16 protein-coding genes, 1 tRNA gene and 1 pseudogene are annotated in these 17,354 nt (G+C 62.6%); 8 read left to right on the top strand and 10 right to left on the bottom strand.

All coding sequences use genetic code 11. From position 1 onward, the window contains the following. Positions 1-147 precede the first annotated feature (147 nt). The 3 genes from Q8M85_RS15375 to Q8M85_RS15365 form a co-directional block, all read right to left on the bottom strand. Positions 148-4,158 (bottom strand): hypothetical protein, encoded by a 4,011-nt coding sequence (locus Q8M85_RS15375; RefSeq protein WP_305546170.1) that lies wholly within the window; start codon positions 4,156-4,158, stop codon positions 148-150. A gap of 551 nt (positions 4,159-4,709) precedes the next feature. Continuing rightward, on the bottom strand, positions 4,710-7,688 hold the full coding sequence (gene traA / locus Q8M85_RS15370; protein ID WP_305546168.1) for a Ti-type conjugative transfer relaxase TraA: 2,979 nt from the start codon (positions 7,686-7,688) through the stop codon (positions 4,710-4,712). Positions 7,689-7,690: 2 nt separating this feature from the next. Next, complete coding sequence (locus tag Q8M85_RS15365; protein WP_305546166.1) at positions 7,691-8,008, bottom strand: hypothetical protein; 318 nt, start codon at positions 8,006-8,008, stop codon at positions 7,691-7,693. A gap of 185 nt (positions 8,009-8,193) precedes the next feature. Here Q8M85_RS15365 and Q8M85_RS15360 point away from each other — a divergent pair, with 185 nt between their 5' ends. Next, positions 8,194-8,508, top strand: coding sequence for a conjugal transfer protein TraD (locus Q8M85_RS15360; RefSeq protein ID WP_305546164.1), 315 nt, complete (start codon positions 8,194-8,196; stop codon positions 8,506-8,508). Continuing rightward, positions 8,495-8,752: a conjugal transfer protein TraD gene (locus Q8M85_RS15355; RefSeq protein ID WP_305546162.1), complete on the top strand. Its 258-nt coding sequence runs from the start codon at positions 8,495-8,497 to the stop codon at positions 8,750-8,752. The genes Q8M85_RS15360 and Q8M85_RS15355 overlap by 14 nt, the downstream gene beginning before the upstream one ends. Before the next feature lie 617 nt (positions 8,753-9,369). On the opposite strand, the gene Q8M85_RS15350 is transcribed toward Q8M85_RS15355, so the two are convergent. Beyond that, complete coding sequence (locus tag Q8M85_RS15350) at positions 9,370-10,668, bottom strand: glycosyltransferase family 4 protein (protein WP_305546160.1); 1,299 nt, start codon at positions 10,666-10,668, stop codon at positions 9,370-9,372. 677 nt (positions 10,669-11,345) lie between these two features. After that, positions 11,346-12,374: a replication initiator protein A gene (locus Q8M85_RS15345; protein ID WP_305546158.1), complete on the bottom strand. Its 1,029-nt coding sequence runs from the start codon at positions 12,372-12,374 to the stop codon at positions 11,346-11,348. Positions 12,375-12,804: 430 nt separating this feature from the next. Here Q8M85_RS15345 and Q8M85_RS15340 point away from each other — a divergent pair, with 430 nt between their 5' ends. Next, a complete protein-coding gene (locus Q8M85_RS15340) occupies positions 12,805-12,996 on the top strand; it encodes a hypothetical protein (protein ID WP_305546156.1) in 192 nt (63 codons plus the stop codon). Positions 12,997-13,355: 359 nt separating this feature from the next. Then, positions 13,356-13,431, top strand: a tRNA-Thr gene (locus tag Q8M85_RS15335). A gap of 48 nt (positions 13,432-13,479) precedes the next feature. On the opposite strand, the gene Q8M85_RS15330 is transcribed toward Q8M85_RS15335, so the two are convergent. Both Q8M85_RS15330 and Q8M85_RS15325 read right to left on the bottom strand, forming a co-directional pair. Beyond that, a complete protein-coding gene (locus Q8M85_RS15330) occupies positions 13,480-13,719 on the bottom strand; it encodes a hypothetical protein (protein WP_305546154.1) in 240 nt (79 codons plus the stop codon). Then, a complete protein-coding gene (locus Q8M85_RS15325; RefSeq protein ID WP_305546152.1) occupies positions 13,716-14,330 on the bottom strand; it encodes a recombinase family protein in 615 nt (204 codons plus the stop codon). The genes Q8M85_RS15330 and Q8M85_RS15325 overlap by 4 nt, the downstream gene beginning before the upstream one ends. Positions 14,331-14,582: 252 nt before the next feature. Here Q8M85_RS15325 and Q8M85_RS23410 point away from each other — a divergent pair, with 252 nt between their 5' ends. The 3 genes from Q8M85_RS23410 (at position 14,583) to Q8M85_RS15315 (ending at position 15,798) form a co-directional block, all read left to right on the top strand. Further along, positions 14,583-14,720 carry a DUF6516 family protein gene (locus Q8M85_RS23410; protein WP_371135272.1) on the top strand — a complete coding sequence of 46 codons (138 nt, stop codon included), beginning with the start codon at positions 14,583-14,585 and terminating at the stop codon, positions 14,718-14,720. Continuing rightward, entirely contained in the window at positions 14,717-15,064 is a 348-nt protein-coding gene (locus Q8M85_RS15320) for a hypothetical protein (RefSeq protein ID WP_305546150.1), read from the top strand. Before Q8M85_RS23410 ends, Q8M85_RS15320 begins: the two co-directional genes overlap by 4 nt. A gap of 329 nt (positions 15,065-15,393) precedes the next feature. Next, complete coding sequence (locus tag Q8M85_RS15315; RefSeq protein WP_305546148.1) at positions 15,394-15,798, top strand: helix-turn-helix domain-containing protein; 405 nt, start codon at positions 15,394-15,396, stop codon at positions 15,796-15,798. 109 nt (positions 15,799-15,907) lie between these two features. Here the strand turns inward: Q8M85_RS15315 and Q8M85_RS23405 are convergent, their stop codons facing one another. After that, positions 15,908-16,141: a helix-turn-helix domain-containing protein gene (locus Q8M85_RS23405; RefSeq protein ID WP_371135271.1), complete on the bottom strand. Its 234-nt coding sequence runs from the start codon at positions 16,139-16,141 to the stop codon at positions 15,908-15,910. A gap of 365 nt (positions 16,142-16,506) precedes the next feature. Between Q8M85_RS23405 and Q8M85_RS15310 the strand changes: the two genes are divergently transcribed. Further along, positions 16,507-16,743, top strand: a complete 237-nt coding sequence (locus Q8M85_RS15310) for a hypothetical protein (RefSeq protein ID WP_305546146.1) — start codon at positions 16,507-16,509, stop codon at positions 16,741-16,743. Positions 16,744-16,807: 64 nt separating this feature from the next. Here Q8M85_RS15310 and Q8M85_RS15305 read toward each other — a convergent pair whose 3' ends face one another. Both Q8M85_RS15305 and purU read right to left on the bottom strand, forming a co-directional pair. Further along, positions 16,808-17,128: a hypothetical protein gene (locus tag Q8M85_RS15305; protein ID WP_305546145.1), complete on the bottom strand. Its 321-nt coding sequence runs from the start codon at positions 17,126-17,128 to the stop codon at positions 16,808-16,810. A 66-nt stretch (positions 17,129-17,194) separates the two neighbouring features. Then, positions 17,195-17,354: pseudogene (purU, locus tag Q8M85_RS23400) on the bottom strand (formyltetrahydrofolate deformylase); the annotation flags it as partial.

Here is a 17,354-nt window from a genome sequence, read left to right as displayed (position 1 = left end):
GGTCCACGAGGCCATGACTGCTCACTCTTTGGGGTTTGGTGATCTTGTAGCTGGTCACGGCGTTATCGCCACCCTGTCGAGCACCGCCCACGAAAAAGGGGCCGGCTCTCGCGAGCCGGCCCCTCCTAGTTTCGCAAAGGGTATCGTTTAGATGATGACGATATCCGAGGCGTCCAGGGTACCCGTGACGCCCGTGATCTTAACGAGCACGTCTTCACCAGCGGCGTAGGTGGCACCAGCAGCGACGCCGTTAACGATCAGATACGTATCGCCGGCGTAGGTGAAGGTACCCACGTTGTTGGCGGCACCGTTCAGAGCGTTGACAGCAGCGTCAGCAGCGAGGGTCAGCGTACCAGCTGCAGTGATGGCTGCTTGCGTAGCGGCCAGTGAAACGATGGTCGCCGCACCAGCCGTGGCCAGGTCGAAGTAAAGACGGTCGATTTGACCGGCAGGAGCGCCCGAACCGAGGTTCAGGTCAGTGACCGTCGCGATATTGGCGACAGCCACCAGACCCAGGCCGAACACGTCATTGCCGAGGCCGCCGGTGAAGGTCACAGCGGCGTTCTGAGCGCCCACAGCCGTGAAGACGCCGCCAGCCACGGTACCAGCTTGAGCCATGACGTCGTTGCCGCCGCCCGTGCTGATGTTGTCGAGACCGCCGCCGGTCAGAACAACGTCGTTGCCCGCGCCGGTGACGATGACATCGGCATTGGCCGAACCCGTGATGGTCGAAGCGCCGTCACCACCGGTGAAGGACACGCCCGAGGCACCGTTAGCCAGGGTTGCGGTAACCGAACCGGTCGAACCCACACCCGTCGTCGACAGGGTGTCAGCGGTCACGGTGCCCAGGGTCCAGGCTTGGTTGCCGGTCACGTTGACAGTTTGGGTCCCAGCAGCAGCGGCCGTGAGGATGTTCGCGACCGAGATCGCGGTACCCGCCGTGGCGGCCGAGCTGAGGTTGACCGTCTCGGTGGAGACCGCCGAGATGCCGCCAGTCGCCAGGTTGCCCGAAGCGTTGGCGCCCAGGTTGACGTTCAGGACGTCGTTCAGAGCGGCGCCTTGCTGAACAACCGTCAGGCCGGTCAGGTTGACAGTCGCTGCCGTCGGAGCGTCGTTGATCGTCAGCGTGCCACCACCGGTGACCGCGCCCAGCGTGATGGTTTGAGCGGCAGCAAAGACTTGGGCGGCAGCAACGTCGGAGAAGTCGATGACGCGCAGGTTTTGCACAACACCACCAGTACCAAGCGCCGTGAAGTCCATAGAGCCAGCGGCAGAGCCGGCAGCAATACGAGCCGTCAGGATGCCCGAATAGGCCGGGGTCGAAGCGTTGATCGCTGCGGCGTCAAAAGCGGCCGCAGAGGCCAGGAGCGTCAGGTTACCAGCGCCGGTCACCGTCGTAGACGTGGCATTAAACACAGCACCGGCGGAGTTAGCGTTCAGGAAGCTGTTGGCTTGAGCATTGACGGTCAGCGCCGTGATCAGACCGGTCGACACAAAGGTCGGGCTGGTGGCGATCGAGGTGCCGGCGTTGCCGAGCAGGTTCAGGGTCAGGGCAGCCAGGGCATCGTTGTTGGTGACAGTGCCGGTGTAACCCGCGCCGAGACCCAGAGCGGTGCCGCTGAGAACATTGGTGATCGCGCCCGTCGAGCCAGTGCCCGTGAAGTTGATCGCCGTCGCGCCCGGCAGAACCGCAGCGGCCGAGAAGCCGTTGTCGGCAACCAGCAGGTTCAGGTTGACCGTTTCGATGCCCGAAACCAGCGTACCCAGATCCCAGCCATTGCTCAGAACAGTAGCGTTCAGAACATCGGCGTCGCCAACGGCGGAGTCGATAACCGTCAGGCCGGTCGTGGCCGTGGCGGCGGCGGTCGGCAGGGTGCCGATGGCGACGTTCACGGTGTCAGCGGCGCCGGTCAGGATTTGACCAGCCGCGTTCGCGGTGTTGGTCACCAGGTTCAGCGTACCCGTCAGATTGATCGTCTGACCCGCCAGCGGACCCACGACTGCCGCGGCAGCAGCGCCGAGGAAGGTCGAGAAGTTTGCCGGACCCAGCGAACCGGCGGCAACGCCGTTCAGGGTAGCAACCAGGCTCAGTTCAGCGACGTCGATGTCGGTGTTGACCGTGGTGTCACCGGCATAGGACCAGACTTGGGCGACGTTGCCGACCGAGTAGGTGACCAGGATGAACTTGCCGGTGGGGGCGGTGGCGACACCGGTCGTGGCGGAAACGCCCAGGGCGTTGATCGCGCCAGCGGCCGTGCCGTCGGTGAACACGCCGGTCAGTTCGACGATCGTCGAGCCCGCAGCAATCGCGCCGCCGGTCGAGATTTCGTTGAACGTGGTGCCTGCAGTGAACGTGGTTGCAGCAGCAGCGCCGCCAACGCCCGACATGGTCGGGGAGGTTGCACCGGTTGCGACCGTGCCGAACTGAGCATTGGCAGCCGCGACGGCGGTTGCGGTAGCAGCCGTGCCGAGGTTGAACGAGATAACCGACGTGGCCGAGAAGCCATTGACGACGTCTGAGTTCAAGCCGCCCGATTCAGCGAAACGCAGCGTGTCCTTGGTGCCGGTCAGATTGACGGTGTCGTTACCCGCGCCGGATGTGATCACGTTGGTGCCGACGCCAGCATTGATGGTGTCGCTACCGCCAGCCGTATCAACGGTGGCATTGCCAGCGCCGAGGGTGACCGTGTCCTTGTTGCCCGCGGTCGTTACGGTGAAGGCGCCAGCGGCGGCAGCCGTGGGAGCCAGAACCGTAACGCCGACAGCGCCAGCACCGCCAGCGCCCGCGCCCGTCGTCAAGGTGACAGCACCGGTCGCCGCGGAAGCGTCAACCGTGGCGATCGTCGCGCCGCCAACGGCGCCCGTGATCGTAAGGTTGGCGCTGCCCGTGACGGCGAGCTTGGTCATGCCCGTGTCGACCAGGGTCGACAGGGTGTTGGCCGAGCCCGTCGAGTTGACGGTCAGGGTTTCGATGCCCGCAGTCGTGAACGAGGCGTTGGACGCGCCGGACAGGTTCAGGGTGCTGGCGTCAGCCGTGCCGGCGACAGCGGCGGCGGCGTAGTTGACGGTCAGAGCCGTGGCGGTGGAGTCGATACCGGCGGTCGCGATGGCGGCGACGTTGTTGACGGTGACGGTGGCACCGTTGGCGCTCGACTTGTTGGTGATCTCGGTCACGCCGGCGACACCGGCCAGATCGAGGGTGGCGCTGTTCGGCGAAGCGGTAATGAAAAGCTTTTCAACGCCGACGATGGTGCCGACGGGAGCGGCCCCGGTCAGGGTGAGGTTCAGGCTGTCAATGCCCAGGCCGCCGTTGACGGTGTCGCCGGTCGTGTAGGTGCCGGCCGGGGCGTTAATGACGTCGTCGCCGCCGGTGCCGGTGACATTGTCAGTGCCGGCGGTAAGGGTGAAGCTCGAGACGCCCGTCGAGGTGCCAGCAGCCGTCGAGTAGCTAGTGGTCAGACTGGCGCCCAGGGTGGCGACATTGTCAACGGCCAGGTCGGCCAGCAGGCGCGAAGCGGCGTTAGAATAGGCGCCGACGTTGGCCTTCACGGCTTCGCCCATGATGTAGCCGATGATTTCGGCCTTCAGCGCCAGATCCTTCTGAGCCGCGGTCGCGGTCGGGAAGTGCTGGTTCACCAGGTTGGTGAAGTAGGTGATGCGGGCGGCGCCGCCGATGTCGGCCTTCGCGGCGGCGACATTGATGCCAGCGGCGGCGGCTTGAGCCGAACCGATGATCGTTTCATAGGCCACGTCGATCGTCTGGGCGACCGTGAAGCCGCCGTAGGTGGTCGCGAAGCTCGCCGACGTGGGGCCCGAAAGGGCCAGGTTGGCGGAGAAGTTAATGTAGCGGTTTTCGATGTTGAAGCCGGCGTAGTAGGCGTCGTTCAGATCGGTCGTGTTCGTGGCCGAATTGACCAGGTAGGCCAGGCCAGCGGCGGTCGGCACGGAGCCGGTGAAATATTGGTAGGTCAGCAGGGCGACGGTGCTTTCGGCATCGGCGCTATCGACAACCAGCTGCAGGGCGGCGGCGTCGGTCAGCACGCCAGCGGCGTTTTGCTGGGCCCAGGCGTTAAGCAGAAGTTGTTCCGCGGCGGTCGGCGCGCGGCCCGCATGCACGTTCGTGAAGAACGTTGTCATTTGTGTTGAGGAATAAGGCATTCGGTTTCGCTCCCAAAGATCTAGCCCTACCAGCTGACGCTTGGGGGCAAGAGCTGGCTATACAGCAGACCACATAGTCGCTCAAGCGGAATGTGGCGCCGTTGAATCCCTATCGTGAAAATTGTGCTTGGGGCCCGCGAGTGGCCCTGGCTTGACGATATTCGAGGCGTGTTTTCAGGGGCGTAGGCCGCAGGGCGACCCGTAGGCGCGCGTACTGGCGTAATCATCCCGATGCTCTTGGCGGCATGAGAAGGATGCTTGGATTTAGATATTGGGTTTCCGAAGGGGCGCCCTCACGTAGTGAGTATTAGCAATTCACCCAAGGCGCGACTCAGAGGACGCGTCGGTGCTGCCAAGTGATACGCAGCGCGATCTTTTGCGGTTCGCCAGCACATGCTCACCCGCGTTCCCATTCCATCCTCGGGGGGTGAGGAGCCATGCTACGGGGTAGCCATTCTCTTTATATATAGGATGTCGCGATCCTCACGCCTGAAGAGCAACCTGCGCAGTTGCGACACCTCAGCCTTGGCTCGTCCACGCCATGGACCTTCCTAGCGGCTAAGCCCTCGCCCGATGCCAAGCGACCGCGCCAAATCCTGGGCGAGGTTACGGCCGGGGGAGGGGGTCGAGAGCCCAAGCTCCTGCCGGCGGTTCGACAGCACCGATTCCACCTGAGGATCGCGGCCAAGGCCCTTGGCCAAGGCTTTCATGCGCTCTTCGACCTGGCGGCGAGCCTCGACGTCCTGCCAGCTGCCCAGTTCGGCGTGACGGGCCTTGAGGCCGGTCCAGTGCTCCACAAACCGCTCGGCGCGCAGACGGGGGTCTAGCCGCACCCGGTGCTCATGGGCCAGCGCCTCGCCGATCGCTTCCATCCCGCCGGGCTGATCGATCCGACCGGCGAGCCCAAGCTCGCGCGACAGCACTGAGCGCAGGTCATGGCTTACCTCAAGGCTGACGGCCGAGAGCGCCGCGTCGGCGCGCTTCAGGGCTATCTCCTGGTGTGGCAACACCGGCAAACCACTCCGCACCATCCGCGCCACATCGGCGAAGGCCCGCGCGTAGCCACGCACGCCTTCGGTCAGTTCTCGACGCTGCAGGTCCGCGATGGGAGCAGGGGAGGGCGCCTGGCCAGCCTTGCGCTCCCCCACGAGACGGTCGGGCGCAGGTTTTGGCCTAAACCCTGCAAACCGTGACGGCGCCCGGTTGGCTGGCTTAGCCATTTTCGATGTGACGCTGATCTCCGACCGGACAATACCCCGCCGCTCGGCGAAGGCTTCCGCCAGGTGTGGCTCCCCATAGTCCAAGGTCGTGTCCTTGGCCCGCTCGCGGCCAAGGGTGCGGGCGAGCTGGGCGCGGTCCTTGAAGTCATCAGCACCGTAATGGACCGCCAACGTCTCTCTGTGGCGGCTCATTCCGACATAGGCGGCGTGACGGTCCAAGCCATCGCTGGCCAGCAAATGGGCGTGGTCCACGGTGACGCCCTGGCTCTTGTGGATCGTGGCGGCATAGCCGTGGTCGATGTGGGCGTAATCCTTCAGATCGAAGCTCACCTCGCGCCGATCATCACCATCCAGACGGACGGCGAGGCCGGCCCCGTCAATCTTCTCGACAGTCCCAAGCGTGCCGTTTTTCACGCCCAAAGAGCGTTCGTTACGCAGGAACATCACCCGATCCCCCGCAGCGAAGAACCGCTCGCCGCGCTCAGTCTGCACCAAGTGGTCAGGGCCAAGCGCCCCCACGTGCTGGTCGCCGGTCTCACGCAAACGGCGCCGCGCCAATTGATTGAGCTCAGCCACGTCGGCCCGGGTGTGGGCGAGCATCAATTGGCTGGCCTCCGGCCTGGCCTGCCGCACGATGTCCCAGCCCTCCACGAGGGCGCCACGGGCGGCTTCGCGCGTCCCATGGCCGCACACCATGCCCGCGGCCTCGTAACGGTCCAGAGCGGCTCCTGTGCGGCCCGTGGCCAGCTCTCGCGTCGCTTCCCGCTGCCAGGCTTCGTGCTGACGGCGGATCTCGTTGATCTCAGCAGCGCCATGTCGCTCTGTGAGCGCCCGGAACGCGGCGCCAGCCTCGATCGCCTGCAGCTGCTCGGCATCCCCAACCAGCACCACCTTGGCGCCGGCCTGCACCGCGTGGGCCAGCACCCGGTCCATCTGCCGAGAACCGATCATGCCCGCTTCGTCGATCACGAGAACATCGCGAGCGGTGAGCAGGTCGCGGCCCTGGGCCCAGCCATGCTCGAGACTGGCGATCGTCCTTGAGGCGATCCCTGAACCGCCCTCCAGGCCCTCGGCCGCGATGCCAGACAAGGCGGCGCCGCGGACCTGGTAGCCCTGGGCCTCCCAGGCCTCACGAGCCACGCCCAGCATCACGCTCTTACCGGCGCCGGCGTAGCCCACAACCAGTGCAAAATCCTGGGGCCCGATGATATGTTCAAAGGCGTCGCGCTGTGCACCCCCCAAGGAGAGCCCGCGACCCTCGGCGGCGGCAACGCCCCCCCGCTTCGCCGCCGCCGAGACCTTACGCCCGCTACGAGCTGCAAGTTGCTCAGCAGATCGTTCCAGCCGCACTTCCGTGGTCAGCATCTCGCGCGTGCTGAAACGCTCGCGGCCGGCGCCATCCCTGCCCAGCGCCACCAACTCCGGCGAGGTTTTCACCGCGCTCATCGCCCGGGCGAACTGATCGGCGTCATCGGTATGCCGGTGAACAAATCGCGCCACGTCATGATCGGTGAACGTGCTCTGTTGGCGGGTGATCGCGTCCAAGGCGACGCTCGGCTCGGCGATAATCTTCTCGCCATTGCGTCGGGCGATCTCTCGGTGATCGAAGGCGCGCTCGGCGTCCTCGGGCCTGTGACCCTCGCTGCGGGCGTCACGCCGCATCCCCGCCGGCCCAATCTTGTGCTGCGGCTCCAGGTCGATGCCTTGAGCCTCAAGGCTGCGATGATCGATCCGCGCATCGATGTCGAGTTCGGCCAATCGGGTGTTCACGTGGTTGGCCCAGGCCGCCCGCCAGTCGCTCAAGAGCTCAGCGCTATTCCACTCGCGAACCTTCTTGCCAAAGCCGCCCGGTCCGGCTGGGTCATGCGTGACCGCGCGCATCGAAAGCATGACGTGGGCGTGCGGCTTGGCCAGACCATCTGGCCCTATGTCCCAATGCACGTTCAGGTCGGCAACCATGCCCCGGTCGACAAACTCTTTGGCCACGAAATCCCGGGCCAGCGCGATGCCCTGAGCCTGATTCAGCTCACGTGGTATCGAGAACTCGACCTCGCGGGCGAGCTGCGCGTCCTTGCGTATTTCGCCAGCCTCAATCTCATTCCACAAAGCCTGGCGATCCCGCCAACGTTCGGGCGAGCCCTCCGGGGCCATGATCTCTGAGTGTTCGACGCCGGCCTTGTTGCTGAAATTGTGCGACCGTCCCAGCCGCTCGTCATGCAATTCGCACCCCGACCGATAGGCTGCCGCGGCCACGGCGCTGGAGCCGTTGGCGCGACTGATAACCTTGGCGCTGAAATGGTAGATCGCCACGCCTAGCCCTTGCCTGAAGCCTTCTGATGGGCAGCCTCAAGGGCGCGCTCCAGGATCGTGGCGTCCGCCATCGCCAGCTTCACGATGGTCCCGCCGCGGGCACCCTGCCCACCAGGGGCGGCCGCAAAGGCGCCCGGCGCCAGCGCCACGAACTGGGCTTGGGAGCGCGGCGTTAGTTTGATCAGCGCTTGGCCGACGACAGGTGAGCCAAGCGAGGCGAACACCTTGGTCCCGACGCGGAATTCGTGATTGCCCAGGTTGGAGCCAAACTCGACGTTTGGCAGGCGCATGGCCAGTAGGCGGAACGCGTCGGGCGTCATGCAGGTCTCCACAAATGCCCGCTGACAATGCCTTCAAAGCCCACGTCGTTCAACGACGTATAAGCGCGCACTCCTCTCATCCTTCAATGAGTGACTGACCGAACCCAGCGAGCCCGCCAAGCTAGACACACCGATGCCGCCTGCTAGTTTCCTAGGAGGGGGCGCAATAGGCTGGGAGAAACAGGTTGCGCAAACCCCGCGATATCGACGCTGAGCTCCGCGCGCTTCAGGACAAGGCTAAGACCCTGAAGGCGCGCAAAGTCGTCCAGCTGGGCGAGATGGTCATCGCGACGGGGGCCGACGCCCTCGATCCCGAAACGTTGGCTGGCATCCTGCTGGAGGCCTTGGACGGCGCGAAACAATCAGAAACAAAGGAGGGGTGGCGCCAACGCGGAGCCGCATTCTTTCAACGGCGCGCGCGGACCGGCAAAAGCCTTCGCCAACCTTCGGGCGACGACACTAGCGCAGCGACGAGCGGTGGCGGCCATGGCTCGCCTTGAGGCTGCCCGCGCACGCACCGACAATCGCGCCTGGGCCGTCGAGCGCCGTGCTCGCACCCGTCAGCTCATCGAGCTGGGCGGCCTCGTCCAAAAGGCGGGACTGGTCGATCTCACCAATGATGATCGAGCCGCTCTGTTTGGAGCATTCCTTGGTCTGGCCGACCTGCTCAAGGGGGAGGGAAGCGCAGCCCTGGTGGAGGTCTGGCGGCGGCGCGGCCGCAGAGTTTTTGAAGCCGAACAGTGAGAGGCCTACCGCCCTTGCGGCGCCCCTGAACGTGAATTGCCCTGTGAGGTGACCGATCGCCGTCACGCGGCGCCTCAGTTACCTGACCTGCACCACCACGGCTGTTTGGGTCTTGTCGATCAAGACCGGCACGCCCGCGAAAGTGTAGCCGGCGATAGCGTTCCCACGAGCCTGGTCTCTGGCCTGTTTGGCGATATCGAGCCAATCTTCCATTGAGACGATGATCGTTTCTGGGGTCGCGCCTGCTGCGTGGAGCGCCTCTAACTGGGCTGATAAATTCACGGGACTCGGTGTTTTCACGTCGCCAGCAGATCGACCTTCGGCGGGCGCGTCAAGATGGGGCGGGGCAGAGCTTGCTGCGCTTCAACCAGGATCAATTCGCGTGGGAGGAGGGGTGCGTTCGCCTCCGGGGAGAGCGCCGGAGGCGAACGCGAGCAAATGCGGTTTGAAGCGCATAACACCCTAGACCAAGGGGGTTTAACAGACCGAATAGGGCGAAACTAGCAACCTAAGCCTTTATCGTAGCTTCGCGGCCCACGGACGCGCCCAACCCTTGGTGAAAAGCGCGCGTCAACGAAGCGACCGGGGCAGGTCGTCACCCTTCCAGGGGCGCGAGGTCATGCTCGCGCAAGATGACGAGAGGCGGCCCCGAGGGGTTCGCTCAGCCACGGCGCAAGGTGTGAAACTTCAAAATATGCCGGGAGCTTCTGACGTACGAGATCGTAGCCTTTTCGCCCAAGAGCCGCAGCTAGAGCAGGATCGGTTGCGAAGGTCACCATGGCGTCAGCCGCGGCGTAGAGATCAGGCTCAGCCCAAACCTGGCCCGGGGCGTCATAGCGACCGCTCGGGTCCTGAGCCGGCACGAGGCTGTAGGGAACCGAGATGATCCCACCCTCGGTGAAATCAACGTTTCCTGACCAACCTGTGGCGATCACGGCCCGCCCTAGGGTCATGGCCTGGGCGATGGAAAGCCCAAAACCCTCTGACCGGTGAAGCGAGACAAAGACATCCGCGGTCGCGATCAGGGTGTCGGAGTCTGCATCCGAGAGGCTTTCCACGATCAAGCGTATGTTGGGCCAATTGCGGATCTGTTGATTGAGCGGATCCAGACATGTGGGATCAGGATCGGTCGAATTGACCTTCACCACCAGGCAAACCCGTTGGTCTTGTGGCGAGAAAGCCATCTGAAAGGCCTTCACCGCGCCCATTGGGTTCTTGCGGGCCGACGTTGAACGGACGTCGTACATGCAGAGGAAAGCGAAGACCTCTTCGGAAATGCCAAACCGTGACCGATCGCGATGCGCCGCCGTCATGTCGGGTAGGGGGTGGGGCACGACCCTGATCAGGACATTGGCATCGCCCCGGGACTTTTCGATGGCGTCGGCGACGAACTGGCTGGGGGCCCAGAGCTCGTGGAAGAGGGAAATGGCAGGAACCCAGTCTTCCGGCAATTCTGGAAGCTCCCAGGCCCAATAGCCGATCCGGTAGCGATCCTTTGGAAGATCAGACTGCAGGAGGAAGCCGACGGCTTCGGGCGGATTGCAGTGGCTCAGCCAGATCCCGCCAACCGAGTCCCTTACCTCCGCCGGAGGTGGTGTTCTCAGATCGTGGGCGATGACCGTCAGCTGACTAGCCCTAAGCGCCTGTAGGGACATTCGCCCCGCCCGGCCGATGCCTGTGGGATCTCCTAGAAAACCCGAGAGAACAAAATCGCCGGCGCTGATTTCGGCGGCAGGCCTCGGGTAGAGCCAGACAGGCGGTTTGGGTGTCCCATGACGAATACGGATCGCGACCGCCGGCAGCCATCGATCAAGATAGGGCGCCACCTTCAGGCGAGCCGCTTCGGAGAGAGGCAATGCCCGCCACGCCCAGCGTAACGCCTGCCAAGGCGCCTTTCGCAAGCCGTTAGGGAACATCTCAGAACTCCATGAGGTGAGGAGGTTAGGAACCGAGTCTAGGGGCTTTGAAAAGCCTCCTCCTCGAAAAGCCCAGAGGCAGATTTTCACGGTCTCGATTCAAGGTCGTTGAATCATCGCTGTCGCTTCATCTGCTCGAGGTTATCCACAGCCCGGGCCGTTAAAGAGAGTCTTGTTAAATAAGGGAAGTTAAACAGTTAAGCCCTTTTTTTGGCTCGTAACCCATTCTATTCACAGGCGTTCTGGAGAATCGGGGTTCCTGATACCACGAGATTCGGTTCCAGAAACCACGTGGGGGGGGTTCCAGAAACCACGTGCCCAATCGTTCCTAATACCACGAGGGTTGGGGAGAACTGGCGGTTCCCAATACCACGAGCCGGGTCAGATCCGCCGGTTCCTGAAACCACGTGCCGCTTAAAGAGGTCGGGTTCCTGATACCACGACACCCAATCGGACCGTCAGTTCCTGTTACCACGATAGCCTCCTGCGCCATCGGCAAGCGGTCTGATTCGTCGATTCGTCAAGATGTGGGGTCGGCGCGCGCTTTTAGGGTCAAAACGGCCCCCAAACCGCAGGGTTGGAACGGGCGAAAGGGGTTCCTGAAACCACGATGGGGGCTGCAGGCTGAGCCCTTAAGAGACAAGGGTTCCCGATACCACGTGCCTGATTCCAAGGGCCTAGAGGCTCGCCATCACGGCGCGCTTGTCCTGGCAGATCCGTGCAAATTCCTCCAGAGAGCCGCCGCCTTGGATCCAATGGGCCCAAGCGCCCTCGAAGCCTTCGGGTGAACGGCCGGCGTCCAGCCAAGCGGCTCGAGCATCTTCCCGCAGCCGCTGCTCGGCTGTGGCGCGCTGTTTGGCGACCGCCTTCTCGTCGAGAAAAGCGCGATCGACAAACAGCACGGCGGGGCTCCCGTCCTGAGTGACGGTCAGGCGCATCGCATAGCGAGGCAGGTCATCCTGCTTGCACATTTCGCGCAGGCGGAAGGCGAACTTCTTCAAAGGAGATTCGCTGCCGGTTTTTTCGTGAAGGGTGGCGATTTTGCAGACCCACCCAGACGGCTGGTTCCCGGCGTGTTTGCGCGCCGCGCGGTAGATGGCCCGCTCAATCCCGCCGGTCAGGCGGAAATACTCCCGATCCAGGGTCAGAACGTTGCCGCTGAGGATGCCATCAAGCAGCCAGTCGGGGACGCGTAGGGTCAGAGTTTTGAGCTGCTCTGGGTCAGATTGATCTTCTCCCTCGCCCTCGATGTCCCCCAGATAGTGGAACGCGGTGTAGCGTCGCCGACCGGCTCGGATATTGGTCTCCACCTCGGTTGTCCGCAGGCGCTTAATGGCGCGGAGGAGCTCAGCATAGTCTTGCCCGCTGGTGCCTCGAGCGATGCCCTTCAGCAGGGCGTAAGGCGTGGTGTTGATGATTGGGCGCAGATCGTTCTTGCCCGCGTCACGATCTGCAACAATGCGTGAGATGCACCAGATGAGGATGTCGGCGTCCCAGATGGTCGCCATCCCGTGAACCGGGTTGGCGTTGACCTTGATCCAGAGTTTCCCGTCCGGTGTGGCGTAGTGAATCGGCTTGTTGCGCTTGCGCTTGGAGATGGAGAAGAAAGGCCTCTCCATCATTTCACTGCTGTCTTTTGGCGCGTAGTCGATCAGGCCTTCGATAAAGAAGTCGCGTACCGGGTGGGGGTCAGGGCGAATGCTCATGGTTCCTCGGAAGGGACGGACGCTTCCAGGCGAAGGCCTAACTAAAAATACTCGCCTAACGGTAGCCTCCAGCAAGGCCCAGTGTCACCCGTTCGGGAGATGGGATAGCTTGGCCGTCGTCTATTCTCGAATTGAGAGCCGAGCGTAGGCTGGTCTTGCCCGTGCTCCAACCACAGCAAGGCCTGCGCCCGCTCTGGCCGCTTTAAGAGCTGCGGGAGCGGGCGCCACTGGCGTCGCTGTGGCTGTCAGCTTCGAAGGCCCGCGCGTTAAGAAACAGCAGATTTAAGGGCTCAAGCTTTTGAGGTTGCACGGGCCGCGCAACCAATCAAACTGGGCCGCGTTTTGGTCGTTCTACCCAAAGAACTCCCCTCCAGGAACACCCCAGCCTTAGGCTGGGGTGTTTTTGCTCGCCTTGCGCTGAAGATGCCGAATGGACCCGAAAGACCGTCTCATCGCGGGCGCTGAGAAAGCGATCATGACCTTATCGACCCACCTTGCGCCGGAGGTTGTCCAAGCAAGCCGGCAAACCCTATTGGCCGAACTCGCCCAGGACCTGAGCGATGACGAGCGAGCGACGACTTTGCAGGCTCTGAAATTGCTCGATGACGGCTCTGACGCCTGAGGTCAGGTTCCGCTTGCAACCCAGGACGTGAGGAAAGCGTGGGTTCTGCGGGCCAGGCCTACAGGGCCAGAGAAGTAGAATTCGCTCCCGTGGCGCAGCTTCTTTTCTCGCCAGGTGATGGCTCCGGTGTCCTCAGACTCCAGTGTAGCTCGAAGCTGCTGTCGCATGGATTTGGGGACGTAGGTGACGTAGGTGGCTTCCGACATTTGCATTCCGCGAATCAGGTGGCCCTAGTCTCTAGACGCCTTGAGTCTACAGGCTTTTGCCCTTTCAACCTGGGTTGAAGACTGCGCCCTCCTGCCGCGGGGCCTTGGCGCTCACGTCCTTACCGACTACACGACCTTCGCACCCAATTGTGCGCCGCCTTAGCTCAGCTGGTAGAGCATCGCATTCGTAATGCGGGGGTCGCGTGTTCGAGTCACGCAGGCGGCACCATTCTGCGCCGCACCCCCTATGTCACGCGTGGCCGGCGGCGCGGCGAGCCTACCAAGCCTTGAGGGAAAAGCTGACGGCCAGGACGATCGCGCCCGCGCCGATGGCCACGATCACTGTGGAAACCAGGATAAACCTGATGACCACGTTTTCCAGGGAGCTCTGGTTCCAAGGGCGACGATCGCGCTGAGTGATCTGGTCTGGATGAACCACGACCAACCTTGCGGGCGATGTGGTCTGGGCCTTGTGCCGCTTGGCCGGCTGGCGAGGAAGAGGGGTCGGTAGGGTCATGTAAGCTCCGCGGCCTCCTCCTTGCCGATCGCTTCGGCCTCCAATAGTGCGCGGCGGCCGCCTGGCAGATGCCTGTACAAGGTCGATGTGGCGATCTGGAGCCGTTGGGCGGCTTCTTCTACGGTAAGTTCCGGATCACGCAGTAAGGCCCGGGCGACGGTAAGGTCCCGAACTGAGAGCGCTGGTGGGCGGCCCCCCCTGCGCCCGCGGGCTCGGGCGGCGTCCAGGCCTGCACGGGTCCGTTCCCGAATGATGGACCGTTCAAATTCCGCCATTGCGCCGAAGATGTGAAAGACAAGCCGACCGCCTGGAGACGTTGTGTCGATCGCCTCGGTAAGGGAGCAAAATCCGATCCCTCGACGTTCAAGCGCGTCCACTGTCTCGATGAGTTGCCGCAAAGATCGCGCCAGCCGATCAAGTCGCCAAACAACCAGCATGTCGCTGGCGCCATCGCGCATGAAATCGAGGGCGGCCTTGAGTTCAGGACGGTCGCGTTGCGCCCCTGATGCGGTCTCGACAAACACTCGACTGCAGCCAGCCGCTTTCAGGGCGTCAATCTGAAGGGCGGTCGATTGATCCTGCGTTGAGACCCGAGCGTAGCCAATCAGCATTGAGCCATCCAATAGCATCCAAGAGTCGACGTTCGTCGAACCGCGATCGTCATTCGACGGGGCGAGAGGCGGAATTTTCCCAAAACTCATCTTGAGGGTCCCTAATTCGGGAAGAGGTTTCAAGAGATAGTTTTGGGAAGGAAAGCCAGGCCAAATGGCAGGCGAGGGCTTTGTGGCTTCTCGCCTCCGATAAACGAAGGTTTTTCAGAGGAAAGGCGATCGCCCATTCTCGACGCCTATGTCGGCGCCTGCGTGCTTCGCTACGACAACGAAGCTGGCAAAGGAGACCATCGGCATATCGGCGGAGTTGAAACGGCTTACGCCTTCACGACGCCAGCAAAGCTGATGGTGGATTTTTGGAATGACGTGGACCAATGGAGGCCCGAATGAACACCGTGACGCTCTCCGTCGCTTCCCGTGAGGATGTGACGCGCCGGGCGCTTGCCGCCTTTGAAGGCCAAAAGCAGGGAGCGCATATCTCCTTCGCCTCGGCCGAGCTGCTGTGGAAGACGCTCACCCGGAAGCGATGGGAACTGCTCCATGCCATGACGGGACAGGGGGCCATGTCGATCCGTGAAGCTGCGCGCCGGGTCGGTCGGGACGTAAAGGCTGTGCATGGCGACATTCAGGCCCTCATTAATGTCGGCGTCCTCGACCGCACAGCGGAGGGCGTCAAATTTCCTTATGATGCGGTCCACGTCGACTTCACGCTGACTAAAACCGCCATGGTGTAAAAGCGCGACCACATCAGCTGATCGGCCCGATCGGTGACAGCAGAAGCGTCGCGGCGGGTTGAAGGTGCTGACCGGCGACGTCGACACCACAACAGCTACCGGCTGGCCGGCACGCCAAGCGTGAGCGCGACCTCATCCCCAACAGACCAGGGCGGGGGCTCGGCAAGCGCGCATTCGCCCTCTACACCCACGGCGCGGGAACACCCCTCGCGTGTATTTTGACCAAATGGCTACTAAGGCGGGCAAGTCATTGCTGTATGGGCTCAGCTTGTTAGGTGGGTTGCACAAGTTTTGGCGGTCTCGACGACGACATAAGTAAGGTTCAAAAAATGCGTACTGATGAGCCCGAGGCGGTCGACATTCATGTCGGGCAGATGATCCGCGCCCAGAGAAAGCTCGTCGGCCTGAGCCAGAGCAACCTTGCCGACGCGATCGGGGTCAGCTTTCAACAGGTGCAAAAATACGAAAAGGCCTCCAACCGCGTTTCTGCGTCGGTTTTGGTGGCCATCGCCAAGACGCTCGGTTGCCCTCCGTCCGCCCTTCTTCCTTCTGAGGTCCCCTCGGATGAGGCGCCGACCAACATGGTTATGCAGATGACCGGGATCCGGAACGGGTTGGAGGTGGCCGAAATCTTCCTCTCTCTCAACGAACGCGACCGGCGCGTCCTGGTCACCCTGGCGCGGTCACTCGCCGGCTACCCGCCCGTCCGCGGCCAGACTCCGGCGGAGACGTAAGGGCTAGGTCGGCGGGTGAAGATGCGCCCTTCAAAGCCCCCACTTCGTTTGAATGCGGTTCAAAAGTGAGCGTTTTCATTCCAGAGCCCTAAGGAGCACTGGGGAAGGCTCAAGTCGGATGATCCAACCCGGGAGGCGATTGGCGGAACCGGACGCCAGGGCCTCCGTGAGCGTCGGCGGCGAAGAAGATCACGCCCCCAGCTTCCAGCGCAATTTTCAGGCGTTCGAGGTTGGCGGCGAGGATGCCGCCTTTCCCAGCTTCAAAACGTAGGATGGTGGAGTCGCCTACTCCCGTTCGACTTGAGAGTTCGCGCACACTGATTCCGAGAGCAGCCCTGGCCATTCGGATCTGCGAGGCAATCAACAAGTGATAGAAATTCCTTCTATAATGACGGAATTTCGTTGACTCAGTCGCGGAAATTCATTTTAGTTTAGTGGAATTTTATTCAACCGTCACCGGCCCTCATAGGGTTGGACTGAACGTCTGCGCCTGGAGCGCGCCTTATGCCGTCTCGAAAGAGAAAGCCCACTTCCGCCTTACGCGGGTTAAATGCGGGATCCGGCTCAGACCATTTGCTGGGCCTTTGCGCTGAGTGGCACTCGCTAGACGGCGAAATAGGACGGCTGAGTTGTCACTGGGCTGAACTTGAGGCGCGGTTGGTGCGAGAGCATGGGTGGGTTGCTCTCTCCGTGGCCGAGCGGAGCCAAGTGTCCGATGCACGCGAGATGCTTGAGGTCGAATTGCAGATGAAGGAACTCGTTGGGCGGCAGGATCGCAGTCTGGAGCACTTGGCGCAGCTGGAAGCCACCAGCATCGCTGGAGTGGCTGGAAAGCTAACTGTCGCAGAGCGACTGCTGCAGGATGAGGCTGGGGCGGCCTACCGGCTGATAGCCGACTGCGTGAGGGAGATAAATCCTCTCACGAGGTTTGGTCCCGGGCTTTGACATGATCACCGGGGCCTAACGAAGTTGGCGCCAACTGCGCGCCCGAGCGCATCAAACACGCGGCTCATCTGGAGCCATCGAACTCAAAGACGACCATTTCGGGCGCGTGCTTGAGGCAGATATCGTCATGCTCGGCCTGGCGCATGGTCTTTGTCACGTTGCGTCTAATGTAGAAGCGGGTCTCAGGGGCGGGTGCCGGGACGCCGTTCCAGAACCGAGCGGCCAAGCCCAGATCAGCAGTCGTGCCTGAGCAAACAATTGATGACGGAATTTCTTTCGTCAGAAAGACAAAGTTGCCAGCGTCGCTGGATGTGGAAACCAAACTACCTCGTATAAACCGGTAGAAGCGGCCAGAAGCGCCTTCGATTTCTATAACTTCTTCCATGACGTCAGGGCCTTATCTTTAGCTTCAATACACGGGCGAAAAATGCCTTGGGCCGCGTATGAGCGGCTAGTCGGTAAACACCACGGTCTTGCTCCCATTGAGCAGCACCCGGTCCTCCAGTCGCCACCGCACGGCGCGGGCCAGGACCCGGCGCTCGATGTCGCGGCCCTTGCGGATCAGGTCGCGCGGCGTGTCGCGGTGGCTGATGCGCTCCACGTCCTGTTCG

It is taken from the genome of Tabrizicola sp. (assembly GCF_030694085.1).
Taxonomy (GTDB): Bacteria; Pseudomonadota; Alphaproteobacteria; order Rhodobacterales; family Rhodobacteraceae; genus Tabrizicola.
Note: the sequence above shows the minus strand (reverse complement) of the source record. Positions and strands in the feature narration are given on the sequence as shown.